This window comes from Bacillus sp. FJAT-27225 (genome assembly GCF_001685025.1).
Taxonomy (GTDB): Bacteria; Bacillota; Bacilli; order Bacillales; family Cytobacillaceae; genus Bacillus_D.
In genome coordinates, this window is sequence record NZ_MAYU01000001.1 from 67,752 (window position 1) to 81,810 (window position 14,059).

Sequence of the window (14,059 nt, forward strand, 5' to 3'; positions counted from 1 at the left end):
AATGGAAGTCAATAGTTTATATAGCTTTCAAAAAACTACAACCGTAATCTAGTTATCGATAGAAAAGTTTGAAAATTCATACTATAATTAATGACAGCGATTACATATAACAGAGCTTCTCGTTTTTACAAAAGCAGAAGGAGGTTTTTGTGAATGGCAGAATTAATGAACAGTACAGTAGGAAAGCTGCTTCAGGAAACAGCGGCAAGGCTGCCTGAAAAGGATGCAGTTGTCTATCCGGACCGAGGTTTGCGCTATACGTACAGCCAATTCGAGGCTCTTTGCCGAGATACGGCAAAAGGATTGATGAAGCTTGGCATTGAAGCAGGCGAGCATATTGCGATTTGGTCAACGAACCGTCCTGAATGGGTAACGGCCCAATTCGCGACAGGCAAGATGGGAGCGGTTTTGGTAACCGTCAATACGAGCTACAGGACTGCCGAACTCGAGTACCTGCTGAAGCAATCCGATTCAACCACATTGATTTTGATGGAACAATTCAAAGATACCTCCTATATTGACATGCTCTATGAAATCGTACCGGAACTAAAGACAGCCGAACCAGGCAAGCTGAAGTCGAAGAAACTCCCATATTTGAAAAATGTCATTGTTCTCGGGGAAAACCGTTATCCTGGCATGATGCATTGGGATGACGTGCTTGCTTTGAAAGACGGGGTTTCTGATGAGGAACTCGACAAGAGGATGGCTTCGCTTGACCCTGTAGACCCAATTAATATGCAATACACCTCAGGAACGACCGGTTTTCCGAAGGGCGTCATGCTTACCCATAACAATCTCGTCAACAATGCCTTAAACATAGCGGAATGCATGAAGCTCACGGATCAAGACCGGCTTTGTATTCCAGTCCCATTCTTCCATTGCTTCGGCTGTGTAATTGGCACGCTTGCCTGCGTATCCGTCGGGGCGACCATGGTGCCCGTCCAGGAATTCGACCCGAAAAAGGTGTTGGAAGCGGTTGAGAAGGAAAGATGCACAGCACTTCATGGTGTGCCAACGATGTTCATCGCAGAGTTGAATCACCCCGATTTTGAAAAATATGATTTGTCTTCATTAAGAACAGGCGTCATGGCAGGATCCAATTGTCCGATTGAAGTCATGAAAGCCGTCATTGAGAAGATGGGAGCGAAGGAGATTACGATTTGCTACGGCCAGACGGAAGCCTCCCCGGTCATAACCCAAACCCGGACTGACGATCCAATCGAGCTGCGGGTTGCCACTGTCGGAAAAGCCTTGCCGAATGTCGAAGTCAAAATCATCGATCCTGTTACAAATGAAGAGCTGCCATATGGACAGCAGGGTGAACTGTGTACACGCGGCTACCAAGTAATGAAAGGATATTATAAAAACCCGGATGCGACCAGGGACGCAATCGACAAGGACGGGTGGCTTCATACTGGCGATCTCGCCATCATGGACGAAAACGGCTACTGCCGGATCACCGGCCGGCTAAAAGATATGATAATTCGGGGCGGCGAAAACATTTACCCGCGTGAAATCGAAGAATTCCTCTACCAGCATCCAGCCGTGCTTGATGTTCAAATTGTCGGAATACCAGATGAGAAGTTCGGCGAGGAAGTAATGGCCTGGATTCAGTTGAAGGAGGGGCAAACAGCAACAGCTGAAGATATACGAAACTTCTGCCTTGGAAAAATCGCCAGGTTCAAAGTCCCGAGGTACATTGAATTCTGTGATTCGTTCCCAACAACCGCGTCCGGGAAAATTCAAAAGTATAAATTGAGGAAGATGGCAGAGGAGGTTGTCTCCTCGAAAAGTGCCTCCTTTAAATAAAAAATTCAAAATCATATTTTAAAGGACTAAATAGCAGCCTATTTGGTCCTTTTTGCTGTTTGTAAATCCTAACTATTTCTGGATTTACTATTGTAGACTTCCTTTTATTTATGCTAAGATAGGAACAATTTACCATACTACAACTTTAAAAAACTAGAGAAATCAGGGGGAAGTCTATGAAACTCGTACTACTATTTGGGCCTCAAGCGGTTGGGAAAATGACAGTGGGGCAGGAACTCGTGAAAATAACCGATTTGAAGCTTTTTCATAACCATATGACGATTGATTTGGTCAGCCACTTTTTTGATTACAGTACAAAAGAAGGGAAGAGGCTCGTTAATTTATTCCGGGAAGAAATCTTTGAAGAAGTTTCAAAAAGCGACTTATATGGAATGATTTTTACTTTCGTGTGGATGTTTGATCTTGAATATGATTGGAAGTATATCAAGCGAGTTTCCGAGCTTTTCGAGTCCAGAGGAGGAACTGTTTACTATGTGGAGTTGGAAGCCGACCTCCACGAGAGGCTTGAACGGAATAAAACTCCAAATCGACTTGAACATAAACCGAAGAAAAGAGACCTTGAATGGTCTGAAAACGACCTAAGAAGGACAATGGAAAAACACCGATTAAATTCATTTGAAGGCGAAATAACATTTCCAAACTATATGAGAATTGACAATTCGAACTTAAGTGCCGAAGAAACAGCCATGATGATTAAAGAAAGGTTTTTTTTATAGGATAAGAAGACTGTACCTTCCTACAGTCTAATAGAGCAACAATATAATATTTTGTTGAGCGGCAAAAAATAAGGAATTAGTCCTATGAGCATATAGTAGTTTTTTCACTATTCTATAAATTTTGAATAATTTATAATTTTAGTGTTGGACCAATTTACTAGTCTAGGAGGAATTCTATGAAGAAAAAGCCTTTGATTCCCTTTGCTTTAGCAGCAGGTCTTGCATTCAGTACTTTTGCGGTCATCCCGGTCGATGCCAAACCTGCAGATTCGCAGCAAGTTCAGTCATTCCATCTCGACAACAAGGTTCTGAACAACATCAATGTCGATAATATTTACAACAATATCGAGTATTTATCCAGAACACCACGCGTTGCCGGTACTGAGGCAGAACAAAAAGCGATCCAGTACGTAAAACAGCAATTCGAGTCTTATGGCTACAAGACAGAACTTCAGGAATTTAACTTCTATGGATACACAGCTCCTCATACTGTGCAGTTGCAAGTTGATGGCTTCTCGGACCTGAAACCGTTGTCCTTTACATACGGTATGGACGGCAAGGCCACCGGTGAAATAGTTTATGCAGGATTAGGACAAGTCTCGGAGCTTGCCAATCTTGATCTGACTGGAAAAATTGCCTTGATTCAGCGAGGCAGCATTTCGTTTGCTGATAAAGTTTTGAATGCAGCAGCCAAAGGTGCAGCCGGTGTTATTATCTTTAACAATGCACCTGGGACATTGAATGGAACTTTTGGTGCTCCAAATGACAACTATGTTCCTGCAGTAGCACTCACACAAGCAGATGGACAAGCTTTACTGGCTGCCGTTAATAGCGGGTCGAAACCTAACGCAACCATTAACATTGTAGGGGCCGAGGGTGGAATGCGCACTTCCCATAACGTAATAGCCACGAAGGCGCCTACGAATAAAAATAAAGCCGTGAACGAAATAATTGCACTTGGCGCACATCATGATTCAGTCGCGGGAGCACCTGGTGCCAATGACGATGCATCTGGAACTTCAATGGTACTTGAACTGGCCCGTGTAATGAAGGACCTGCCAACCGACAGGGAAATGCGTTTCATTACATTTGGTGCGGAAGAACTTGGCCTGATTGGTTCCCGCTATTATGCAAGCCAGCTGTCAGCTGATGAAAAAGCACGCTTTACTGGCTACTTCAACATGGATATGGTTGGAAGCCGTGATGCTGGTCACCTCGTCATCAACGTAGCTGATGGCGTACCGAACATAGTGTCGGACCATGCCCAGGCATCAAGTGCACGCCTGAATGGGGCACCAACCCCATTGGAGCTGGGAGGAAGCAGTGACCATGTTTCTTTCTCTGAGGTGGGTATTGCATCAGCATCATTCATCCACCGTCCGCTTGAGCCATGGTACCACACTCCGGAAGATACAATTGATAAAATTAGCAAAGAAAAACTTCAAGATGTAGCAGAAATTATTGGCACCGCGGTGTATGACATCGTAAGGCCGGACAATCAGGGGCCAAAAGCTAAGCAAGGCAAAGAAAAGAAAATGCAACACCTTTACCACGAGCAGGCAATTAAATAATAATCAAAGAAGCCAGGAATCCCACTGTGGGGCTCCTGGCTTTTATTTTTTCGAAAATAAAGCTTCATAAAGGAACACTTATTGCAAAAATGGTTTGAGACTTTCAGCATGTTCTTGATCTAATGAGCCGTAACCTTCTGATTCCTCGCTGCTAATCAATGTTACTGAGCCGTTTTTATTTAACCATACCTTGTAATCATAGAGTCTTTCAGGCATATTCTTATCCTCTGTATAAAACAAAGTTACTAAATACTCTGCTTCTGACGCCATTTGGGCTTTTGTATTTGGACTCCATTTTACCTCAGCAAAAGAATTTAGTACCGTTTCAAGTTTTTCTTCCTCAAAAATCAGCGCAACATCTTCATATACGCCTTTATCATTCAGCTTTTTAACATCGACCATTGTTAGTTGTCCCTCTTTTTCGGAGCAAGCAGTAATTAGCAGAACAAAAAGAAATAGAAGAGCAAAACGAAAAAAAGTTTTCATTCATGTACCTCCCAAACCAATTATGTATTGTTAAATCATTAGACGTATATCATCCGGTTTTGATACAACATTTTTACAAATTTTCTGTTTTTTTGGATAAAAAAAGAGGACATGAAGAAACATAATGCCAAATAAGCGGAGGTGGCAGTATGGACCATACTAAAAAAACGTTAACTTCAGCAGGAACTGATATTGAAGAAGCAAAAAGATTGAATGCCCAGTCTGGTTTATCGTATAACGAGGTAAAGGAGATGCTCGCGAGCACCGGCGGAAAGGGAACCGCTGCCTTTAGTAATACCGATGTGGAGGAAGTTAAAAGGAAAATCCATCCGCAGCATAATGAAATAAAGTATGTTAATACAACATGGTATCGACTCCAGTTGGTTTTGCATTCTAAAAAGCGGAAATAGCAGAAAAAAAAACATAAGAAAACGCAAGGCCTGTTAATACCTTGCGTTTTCGGAACTTATGCGTTTTTTAATTTTGCCTTTACTTCCTCGTATAGAGCAACAATAATATCAATGTTATTATCAATTACATTCAAACGTTCTCTTGAAATCTGTGCCCATTCGCTGGATAGATGCCTTGCTGATAGGATATGTCTGATGCTGAAAGTATACGTGTGATGCAATTCCGCAATCAAATAGCTTATTCCAGCAGTTGGTTCCTTGCTTACAATATTCTCAACATCTTCTCTTAACCAGTCTGGTGCAACCTCAACAGACCTCTTTAACAGGTGTTCATATTCTTCAGTAAACATAATGTCTCCTCCTTCATCCACATGCTGATTATCATACACCAATTACAATCAGGATTGATATTGTAAATTTGGTTGTATCACACATTAGTAAGGTGTTTCTTTTAGGTCAGGGTACTGACCTGATATGAGTTGGATACTTCTACTATTAATGTAAATTAGATTCAATCTTATCATACATAGTAAAAAAATAAAAAAATGCTGACCGATTCCCTGAGGGTTACTAGAGATTGATCTGTTTATTCCTTATATTCCTTTTTTGGTCACCTTTTTAACATCCACTTTTATAAAAACTTATTCCATTACTGAAAAAGTGATAAAAAACATGGTCCTAACGTAACCATCAGTTTTGAGGTTTAATATTCGTTAATATATTAGCTAATATTTGACTTAATATCTATGGTTTCATACGATAAAACTATCAAAAAAGGGATGGAGTGAGAGGATGGGAAAACAAGCATGGTTGATTCGCCCGAAACCGAACGACCAGGTACGGATTAATGAATTTATGGAAGAGGATTTCATTGCAGTTGGATGGCCGGGTCTCGGAAGCCTGCGAGACCTGCGTGAACACGATATAAGGGAAAGACTCCAGGCAAAGTACGGGGAAAACAATTCAGCACTGGCTACTCTAAAAATGGTTGTGTATCGAATGAAAGAAGGGGACTATGTTGTCGTCCCGTATGAGAAAACGGTCTATTTTGGCCGTATCAAAAGTGAGTATCTGTATTTCCCGAACCGTGACACTCAGGAAACAGGCTACCCGCATGCCCGGGAAGTTGAGTGGTTTAAAACAATCCTCGAAAGGACGGAACTCCCAGAGCCGCTTCAAAAATCGCTGCGTGTTGTCCGGACCGCTGCGGAACTGACGCAGCACGTTGATATCATCGAAGGCCTTCTTGAAAAAGAGTTCAAGGAGAGGAAAAAAGCCTTTGAACTAATGATGAAATTAACAGACGACGATAATCTCGATGACTACTATATGGATGATGAGTATATGGATGACGACTATTGGGATTATGAAGTTGAAGAACCGGAAGTGAAACCTCAGCCACCGTCAAATCAATCCGAGGATACCCAACTGATCGAAAAAGCAAAGCTTGTCCTCCAAACCGAAATAAACCATGAAGATCCATGGGTTAGGCTAAGGGCGGCAGAAATAATATTAAACACGCTGCAAACGAACAAAAAGTAGAAATATGAACTTGTTCTATTATCTTCAATGGAACAAGATAAGCCCTTTTGATACTTCTTTTGAAAATCAAAAGGGCTTTTGGTATTAAAATGAAAATTCTGTAAAATAAATAGGAATTGTGCTATGAATATGTAGAGAGAACTTTATTAGAATGAGGTGAAAGGAATGTCGTTAGAAAGGCGATTCCATCAAGCGATGATTGGAGTTTATACGGAAGCGTTAAAGCAGTGTAATTACAAAGCCACCAGGTTCCTACAGATGGTATCAAACGAAGGTGGATTGAAAACCGCCAAGAAACTCCTAAGTGAGACCAATAAAGTTAGTGACGGTTTCATGAATTTGCTCGAACACAACCGACTCGATTTAACTGTAGAAGCTCTGGTACTAAATGAGAAGTTTCAGCCACTTTTCACTGAGGCGGAAATTAATGAAGCAAAATATAGGCTGGAGCAATATCATTACAAACCTACTAATCTATAACACACAAAGGTGGTTTAAATTATGCCTATACACAATAAACTCGTCCGAGACCGTATTCCTGAAGTGATTGAAAAAACGGGGAAGACGTTCACCACAAGAGTAATGGAAAAGGATGAATACATAATTGAATTACGAAATAAAGCTTTTGAAGAACTGGAAGAGTATATGAGCGCAAATAACGATGCCGATGCAGTGGAGGAGCTTGCTGACCTCTTGGAAATCATTCATTCCCTTGCTGATTACCACAATGTATCCTTTGATCAAATCGAGGCTGTAAGGCAGAGAAGAGGGGCGGCTTTAAAGAAAGGATTTACTTAATGGAGGTTGAAATGTAACAGCCAGGACACCAATTGATTTCAGGAACAAAATAGGAGAGGAATATGAAGCGGATGCTCAGGTCCTCACTGTCAAAGAAGACAGGAGTACTGAGCCTAAACGGCTAGCTATTAAAGATTGAAAAGGTTTAGTCAGCTTAAATAGATACTGAGGTGAGCTCAATGCTGAAATCAGGTATTTATGGTAAATATCATGGAATAGAATATGAAATAACAGTTGACATGGAAAATAACATCATGATAATGACTGAAGATAAAAGAAAAATAGATCAAACTTTTGAGGATAAATATAATAGTGGAGTTTACACAAAAATAGTTAATTCCAGTGAATTAGTGGACTGCGTAAATATAACGCCTTTTGGAATCATTCAGGGAGAGAAACTACGAATTTTACAAGCTAATAACAATGAATACCAAGTAGGTACAGGTTCTATGTTAATTGGGGATAAAATAAACTTACCGAGAGTTGACCGCGATACTAGGCTTGGGTGGGTCCCCAAAAGCGAGGTAAAAGTAATAGAAGAAAAGATCTCAATAAATCCGCATGAATTATAAACTTTGGTATCTTAAATGCTGCAAAGTCCTCAATTCTATTATGAATAAAACCATAAAAGCATAGGAGATTAGGAGACTATGAATATTAAGCAGGCAGCTGATTTATTGGGGCAGGTTGGAATTAAAACGAAGGCAACAGATGATTTTATTCATGTGATTCCCTCTTTCCAAGACGAAAACATATACAAGATGGAGAAGAGGGGAGATCAGTGGAACTATTTATTTATCCAAAACGAAAGAGGGACCGGAAAGGAAACAACTCTCAAAACCTTCCAATCTGAAGCAGAGGCTTCTGTTTATTTTCTTCTAGACACATTACAATCAAGTTTTTTTTCGAAATATATTTTTCCATTAAGAGTTGGCGGCCCAAGCTTTACATTTGAGGATTTACAAAAGCTCTACGTTCGCTTCCTATCGGTCATATAAACAATAGCTTTTTTGATGAGCCTGCAGTTCCATATAGTATACACCTATCCCGAGTGACGCCAACTGAATCAATGGTTAAATTCATCGGAAAAAATAAACAATTAGTATTTGAAACGATAGAACTGGAAGACTGGGACGCTTACTCAGTTGTGTTTGATTACGTTTATTTGCTTGCTTTGCTGGAAGAAACCGCTAAACGTTTGGTGCAGCCCAATAAATTAATGTGTTTGACGGATGAAGAAGTTGGAATATTTTTAACTGCATAGGAAGGAGAGATCTATACTTTCCTCAGCAATTAAAACACCTTTTACAAAGAAATTTATCACTTGAGGAACCCAATCCTATTAACGCCGAACGGAAACAGTATCTACCATGAACCGTTTTAGCTTTTTGCCCCCTGTTTAACCTGTGCCATTAGATAACCAAGGTGTATGGAATATTTAATACCACACTTTTCTTTTGTAGTATAATTAGTAAGTTTATTTATATATTTGGATGTTATTATTAATATTGGAAATAATTATTTAAACCGGAAAAAGGTCGATATTTTTGAGTAATTAAATATGTTTCGTATTGTTTAAGGAAAGAAAAAGAAAGAATATGTACATATAAATATGATTAATATATCGATAAAAACTTGGTTTAATAGAATGGGGTATTATTTTGAGCCAAAAACGCAGGAAAAATTCTATTGATAGAGCTACTAGGTTAATTGTTACTTTAACTATTGCCAGTGGTACAGCCATTATAGTTAAAGGGGCATTTAGTGCATGGTTTAAAACATTTTCAACAACTGCATATATCCAAAACTTCCTTAATTTTGATTACATGTTTTCGGTTTTATTTCTTACCGTTACTATTCTATGTGCCTTTTCTATTGGTAGATATCTCTTCTTTGAATTAAAGACTTTTATCTACTATGAAAATATTAGTGAGCAACAATTGGCATATGAAGCTTCGGATAATGCTTATCTAAATATATTTAAGACAATTAAAAATTGTTTTAATGTGGTTTTTGCATTTTTGGCAGTTACAACTCTTCCTAAGGTATTTGAAAATAATTATTCTTGGAAATACATCTTAATAGGTATCTTAATAATTGGTATATCTATTTTAGGTCTATTCTTTATAAACAAAGAAAAACTAAAGAAGGCCGTTAAGTTCACAGCAAGAATTGAATCGAAAATAGGTATTTATCTTCCATTTGTATATGTTGCATTTATAATTTTCATCTCAGGATTAACTATTACTATACTTTCATTAAACTCAAATCAAACAGCAAGAATATTAATCGAAGATTCTAATAATGTTCCGGTTGAGATAGAATTAAAAAATAACTTAAATTCAAAGGTCTTTCTAAAAATAAAAAATTCTGAAGAAGAATTTTTTATTAGTGATTCTGAATTAACAATTTCGGAAAGTTACGTTGAGGTTTTAGAAAAAAGTGAAGAGCTGAAATCTAATGATATTGAACACTTTGTTAAAAATCTAAGTGAAGAAAATGATAGGATGAATATTCCAAAATCAGAATATTCTCAGGTTTATAGTGTAGACTTAGGTGACTATATAGTATCTGGTATTAATAATATCGAGATCACCATTGTGTCAACTGGCTCAAATAACACTAAAGCTATCCATTTCTATACTACAGTGAATAAAGAGGGGAATTCAATCGAGATTACGAAGAAAAAAATGAATTTAGAACTATAAAAAATCGTGTTAATTGTCTTGGCTCCGCTCGAATCATCTTGTTTCTTATGTTGATGTTTCATTGTAATTTAATATTTATTTCAATGGGAACCTAAGGAGGAAAGGTGAGTGGTAGTTGTATGAATCATGTATTATTATACTACAAGTTTTTATGACATGTTTAAGTTAGCACAGAGTGTGCTGAATAGTAAGAAAGCCTATTCATGTGTATTCAAAACTATAAATAGTAAAGGTGGTAATCCCATGCCGATACATAACAAATTGGTTCGAGACCGTATACCTGAAGTAATCGAAAAAACAGGAAAAACATTCACTACAAGAATCTTGGAGAAGGAAGAATACATAGTTGAGTTAAGAAAAAAAGCATTCGAAGAACTGGAAGAGTACATGAGTACTACTAATGATGCCGACGCAGTAGAGGAGCTTGCTGATCTTCTGGAAATCATTCATGCCCTTGGTGATTATCACAATGTATCTTTTGATCAAATCGAGGCTGTTAGGAAAAGTAAAGCAGAGAAGAGGGGCGGCTTTAAAGAACGGATTTACTTAATAGAGGTTGAAGATGAGTAACGTAAAGCTGATTACGGGACATCTAGGTGACCATTTACTAGAGGAAATCGAAAGGGCATCTACAATCTGCATTCTGGCATCATTCATTATGAAGTCTGGCGTAAGTTACCTCAGGGATGCTCTTGGCAAAGCTGCCGCCAGAGGTGCAGATATTAAGATCTGTACAGGTGACTATCTTTTCATTACTCAGCCGGAGGCACTGGAAGATTTACTGGCAATAAACGATACCATTCAAATCAGGCTCTGGCCAAGTAACGGGAAATCGTTTCACCCAAAGGCATACCTGTTTCAGTCCGATAATAACGAATGCATGTTTATCGGGTCTTCTAATCTTTCAAAGTCGGCTCTCGAAAATGGTGTAGAATGGAATGTTGAGGTTACACAAGACAAGGAGATATATGAAGATGCTTTATCTCACTTTCTTATGATTTTTTATGCGGGTAAGACTTTCCCTTTAAATCCAGAAACATTGAAAGTTTACAAAAAGGATTATGATGAGTTTCATAGAAAGAACAGTCACTTAGGAAAGACTTGGTCTGAAGCAGAAGAAAAAGAACTGATGCTTCCCGTTATGGAAGAGTCGACTGTACAGCCGGAAATGATTATAGAAGAAACGGCTCCATACGGTAAAATCCAGCCCAGGTTTGCACAACCTGAAGCACTTGAGGAATTAGAAAAGACATTGGAAGAGGAATATGACAAAGCGCTTGTTGTCATGGCAACAGGTCTTGGAAAAACCTATCTGGCAGGTTTTTTTGCTCAAAAATTTCAAAAGGTCCTTTTTATCGCCCATAGGGAGGAAATTCTCCATCAAGCAAGAAACTCGTTCCATACCATTAATCCTAATAAAACTTATGGCATTTATAATGGAAAAATTAAAGAGCCAAATGCCGATGCTATTTTTGCATCTATCTATACCTTGAGCATAAAGGCACATTTGGAGAAATTTGGCCAGGAGGAATTTGATTTAATTATTGTTGATGAATTTCACCACGCAGCAGCTGATTCCTATAAAAAGGTACTCGAGTATTTTAAACCTAAATTCTTACTTGGAATTACAGCCACCCCGGACCGGCATGACAATAAAGATGTATATGCGCTCTGCGATGGAAACGTTGCGTTTCGCCTCGACTTCCTGGAGGCGATAAACCGGAAGTGGTTATCACCTTTCAAGTATTATGGTGTCTATGACGATACAGATTATAATCAAATCACCTGGCTTGGTACAAGATACGATGAAGAGGAACTTTTGCGAGTACAGATGAGGGACAATCTTGCAAATAATATTTTGAAAGCTTGGGAGGAGAAAAAGCAGACCAGGACAATAGGGTTTTGTTCTTCCATTAAACAAGCTGACTTTCTTTCAGGTTTTTTCAACAAGAATGGATACAGAACTGTAAGCCTCCACTCACAGCAGGGCCAAATTGACAGAGGAACTGCTATTCAGTTGCTGACAGCAGGGGAGATCGATGTCATTTTTACCGTGGATCTGTTTAACGAAGGGCTCGACATCCCATCTGTTGATACTCTGCTATTTGTAAGGCCAACAGAATCTCTTACCGTATTCACCCAGCAAATTGGCCGTGGCCTGAGGTTGCGTGAAGGCAAGGAACATTGTGTAATTATTGATTTAATCGGTAATTACCGCAATGCCGATATCAAACTAAGCATTTTTGACACGAAGCCCGAAACTACAAAAGAAAACAAGGCACTACCCGTTGTACCAGAATTTTGTGAAATTAACCTGGATGTCAGGGTAATCGATCTGTTGAAGGAAATGAAAAGGAAACGGGAGCCGAGGAAAGAAAAACTGCTTAATGATTACCTGGTTTTGAAGCAATCATTGGGAAGACGGCCATCCTATGTAGAGCTTCATCTTTCCGGAGCATCGGAATCTAAACAATACAGACAGGAGTTCGGATCCTATGTTGGTTTCCTAAACTGGGCAGGTGAGTTGTCGGATCATGAAATTGAAGTTTACCAGCGACACAGGGACTGGCTTGAGGAAGTAGAAAAAACGTCTATGTCAAAAAGCTATAAAATGGTTCTTCTTCTTGCAATGTTAGAAAGGGGACCTTCGGATTGGTATGAACCAATCACTCCTATGGAAGTAGCGCCGTTTTTTCACAGATACCTGACTGAAACTGAATATAGGAAAAGGATAGACTTCAGTGATAAATCATCCCGAAAACTATGGGAATATGATGAAAGAGCCATTAGTAGTCTTATAGCAAGAATGCCAATGACGATGTGGGATAGAGGGCCTGAAGGGTTGACATCTTTTGAAAATGGAGTTTTTAAGATTAACTTTGAAATAGTTCCTGAAAATCGGCATTTAGTGTTCAACTGGACTAGAGAAGTGTGCAATTATAGGTTGCATTATCATTTTGAACGAAGAAATTAATCATATAAATAATTGCTTTAGGATCTTGAATACCGATATTTATCTATGAGGTTTAGGGCTTTTTTTCTCATTAAGGTTCTAAACATGCACTCGTCAAGTGGACAGTGGTAATGATATAAACTTTTCAAGCGGCTTTAGCCCTGCATTCCAAGAGGCTAGGCCGTTTAACTTTTTGTAACATACATGATTATATAAATAATATAATGATCTATAGTTTTTATAAAAAAAGTATTTCCAAGTTAGCATTTTTATGTAAACAACTATTTGTCAGATTTATATTTTCCCCAAAAGAATTCCATCGATCCATTATCAATACATTGTCCTATTCATAAAATACTTTTAATCAATTTTGCTTTATCAATCCTCCATTTAAATCCAAGTGATGTATTAAAGCCACGATCAGGATGTATGAGAGGATGTTCATCATATAGGAACTTTATTACTTGGTAAAGTTTTATTAAACACAAGCTTATGGTTATCGGAACTTTACTTTATAAAGCTTTTAATGGTAGAGCCAACGCTAGGTTTAATAGCTATGTTCCAATTTAAACATGTTGGGGGATAGAAATGTATATATTGTTTCTTCCTAATCTAAATAACAGAGCGTTAATGAGCCACTTTTAACCGATTCATCCCTTTATGATTAAGAGTCACATTGAACTTTCGGTTCATTTAGTGACTCTTTTGACAATAACTAAAGAAACTGTCAACTTTTATATACAGGGCTTTCATCTCATTTAAATTTTTCATTAAATGATCCTTGGAAGACGGTTCTGTTTGCCCCACTTATAGTAAGCAGTTCGTGAAATACCAGATATTTACAAATGGGAGATTGCCAGGTTCTCTAAAGAGTTCTAGAATTGTAACATTCCTATCTTCATATCAGATTCGTCTTTATTTTACCTCCTTTCGATCTCCTCAAAAATTTTTAAGACAAATAATAATCCCTTTCAAATAAACAGATTTTTATTTTTATATGATCTATCTGCCTTATGGAGCCTATCAAAGTATTCCTAGTATTTTA

Annotated in this window: 14 protein-coding genes and 1 pseudogene; 13 read left to right on the plus strand and 2 right to left on the minus strand. The window is 38.5% G+C overall.

Translation table 11 applies throughout. The annotated features are described in order from the left end of the window. Positions 1-153: 153 nt before the first annotated feature. From A8F94_RS00380 to A8F94_RS00390, 3 genes are all read left to right on the plus strand, one after another. Entirely contained in the window at positions 154-1,809 is a 1,656-nt protein-coding gene (locus tag A8F94_RS00380; RefSeq protein WP_066193851.1) for an AMP-binding protein, read from the plus strand. A gap of 176 nt (positions 1,810-1,985) precedes the next feature. After that, entirely contained in the window at positions 1,986-2,546 is a 561-nt protein-coding gene (locus A8F94_RS00385) for an AAA family ATPase (RefSeq protein WP_066193856.1), read from the plus strand. Positions 2,547-2,722: 176 nt separating this feature from the next. Further along, positions 2,723-4,117 (plus strand): M28 family peptidase, encoded by a 1,395-nt coding sequence (locus tag A8F94_RS00390; RefSeq protein ID WP_066193859.1) that lies wholly within the window; start codon positions 2,723-2,725, stop codon positions 4,115-4,117. 78 nt (positions 4,118-4,195) lie between these two features. Here the strand turns inward: A8F94_RS00390 and A8F94_RS00395 are convergent, their stop codons facing one another. Further along, positions 4,196-4,603, minus strand: coding sequence for a hypothetical protein (locus A8F94_RS00395; protein ID WP_066193863.1), 408 nt, complete (start codon positions 4,601-4,603; stop codon positions 4,196-4,198). Positions 4,604-4,752: 149 nt separating this feature from the next. Between A8F94_RS00395 and A8F94_RS00400 the strand changes: the two genes are divergently transcribed. Then, the gene (locus A8F94_RS00400) at positions 4,753-5,013 is read left to right on the plus strand and encodes a hypothetical protein (protein ID WP_066193866.1); all 261 of its coding nucleotides are present in this window, start codon (positions 4,753-4,755) and stop codon (positions 5,011-5,013) included. A 56-nt stretch (positions 5,014-5,069) separates the two neighbouring features. On the opposite strand, the gene A8F94_RS00405 is transcribed toward A8F94_RS00400, so the two are convergent. Further along, entirely contained in the window at positions 5,070-5,363 is a 294-nt protein-coding gene (locus A8F94_RS00405) for a hypothetical protein (RefSeq protein WP_066193869.1), read from the minus strand. A 442-nt stretch (positions 5,364-5,805) separates the two neighbouring features. Between A8F94_RS00405 and A8F94_RS00410 the strand changes: the two genes are divergently transcribed. The 9 genes and pseudogenes from A8F94_RS00410 (at position 5,806) to A8F94_RS00450 (ending at position 13,035) form a co-directional block, all read left to right on the plus strand. Then, complete coding sequence (locus A8F94_RS00410; RefSeq protein WP_066193871.1) at positions 5,806-6,555, plus strand: restriction endonuclease; 750 nt, start codon at positions 5,806-5,808, stop codon at positions 6,553-6,555. 165 nt (positions 6,556-6,720) lie between these two features. After that, positions 6,721-7,035 (plus strand): hypothetical protein, encoded by a 315-nt coding sequence (locus A8F94_RS00415; RefSeq protein ID WP_066193876.1) that lies wholly within the window; start codon positions 6,721-6,723, stop codon positions 7,033-7,035. Positions 7,036-7,056: 21 nt separating this feature from the next. Continuing rightward, a pseudogene (locus A8F94_RS00420) lies at positions 7,057-7,370 on the plus strand (nucleoside triphosphate pyrophosphohydrolase). A 162-nt stretch (positions 7,371-7,532) separates the two neighbouring features. Beyond that, complete coding sequence (locus A8F94_RS00425; RefSeq protein WP_066193879.1) at positions 7,533-7,925, plus strand: hypothetical protein; 393 nt, start codon at positions 7,533-7,535, stop codon at positions 7,923-7,925. 78 nt (positions 7,926-8,003) lie between these two features. Continuing rightward, entirely contained in the window at positions 8,004-8,351 is a 348-nt protein-coding gene (locus A8F94_RS00430) for a hypothetical protein (RefSeq protein ID WP_066193882.1), read from the plus strand. 71 nt (positions 8,352-8,422) lie between these two features. Next, positions 8,423-8,617, plus strand: a complete 195-nt coding sequence (locus A8F94_RS00435) for a hypothetical protein (RefSeq protein WP_066193887.1) — start codon at positions 8,423-8,425, stop codon at positions 8,615-8,617. Positions 8,618-9,014: 397 nt separating this feature from the next. After that, complete coding sequence (locus tag A8F94_RS00440; RefSeq protein WP_066193889.1) at positions 9,015-10,061, plus strand: hypothetical protein; 1,047 nt, start codon at positions 9,015-9,017, stop codon at positions 10,059-10,061. A gap of 243 nt (positions 10,062-10,304) precedes the next feature. Next, complete coding sequence (locus tag A8F94_RS00445) at positions 10,305-10,631, plus strand: nucleoside triphosphate pyrophosphohydrolase (protein WP_066197112.1); 327 nt, start codon at positions 10,305-10,307, stop codon at positions 10,629-10,631. Then, positions 10,624-13,035 carry a DEAD/DEAH box helicase family protein gene (locus A8F94_RS00450; RefSeq protein ID WP_066193894.1) on the plus strand — a complete coding sequence of 804 codons (2,412 nt, stop codon included), beginning with the start codon at positions 10,624-10,626 and terminating at the stop codon, positions 13,033-13,035. Before A8F94_RS00445 ends, A8F94_RS00450 begins: the two co-directional genes overlap by 8 nt. Positions 13,036-14,059: the final 1,024 nt, after the last annotated feature.

What these genes read in the sequence shown, in the direction of transcription:
- A8F94_RS00380 (WP_066193851.1), top strand. Translation starts at nt 154, where the DNA reads ATGGCAGAATTAATGAACAGTACAGTAGGAAAGCTGCTTCAGGAAACA.
- A8F94_RS00385 (WP_066193856.1), top strand. Translation starts at nt 1,986, where the DNA reads ATGAAACTCGTACTACTATTTGGGCCTCAAGCGGTTGGGAAAATGACA.
- A8F94_RS00390 (WP_066193859.1), top strand. Translation starts at nt 2,723, where the DNA reads ATGAAGAAAAAGCCTTTGATTCCCTTTGCTTTAGCAGCAGGTCTTGCA.
- A8F94_RS00395 (WP_066193863.1), bottom strand. Translation starts at nt 4,603, where the DNA reads ATGAAAACTTTTTTTCGTTTTGCTCTTCTATTTCTTTTTGTTCTGCTA.
- A8F94_RS00400 (WP_066193866.1), top strand. Translation starts at nt 4,753, where the DNA reads ATGGACCATACTAAAAAAACGTTAACTTCAGCAGGAACTGATATTGAA.
- A8F94_RS00405 (WP_066193869.1), bottom strand. Translation starts at nt 5,363, where the DNA reads ATGTTTACTGAAGAATATGAACACCTGTTAAAGAGGTCTGTTGAGGTT.
- A8F94_RS00410 (WP_066193871.1), top strand. Translation starts at nt 5,806, where the DNA reads ATGGGAAAACAAGCATGGTTGATTCGCCCGAAACCGAACGACCAGGTA.
- A8F94_RS00415 (WP_066193876.1), top strand. Translation starts at nt 6,721, where the DNA reads ATGTCGTTAGAAAGGCGATTCCATCAAGCGATGATTGGAGTTTATACG.
- A8F94_RS00425 (WP_066193879.1), top strand. Translation starts at nt 7,533, where the DNA reads ATGCTGAAATCAGGTATTTATGGTAAATATCATGGAATAGAATATGAA.
- A8F94_RS00430 (WP_066193882.1), top strand. Translation starts at nt 8,004, where the DNA reads ATGAATATTAAGCAGGCAGCTGATTTATTGGGGCAGGTTGGAATTAAA.
- A8F94_RS00435 (WP_066193887.1), top strand. Translation starts at nt 8,423, where the DNA reads ATGGTTAAATTCATCGGAAAAAATAAACAATTAGTATTTGAAACGATA.
- A8F94_RS00445 (WP_066197112.1), top strand. Translation starts at nt 10,305, where the DNA reads ATGCCGATACATAACAAATTGGTTCGAGACCGTATACCTGAAGTAATC.
- A8F94_RS00450 (WP_066193894.1), top strand. Translation starts at nt 10,624, where the DNA reads ATGAGTAACGTAAAGCTGATTACGGGACATCTAGGTGACCATTTACTA.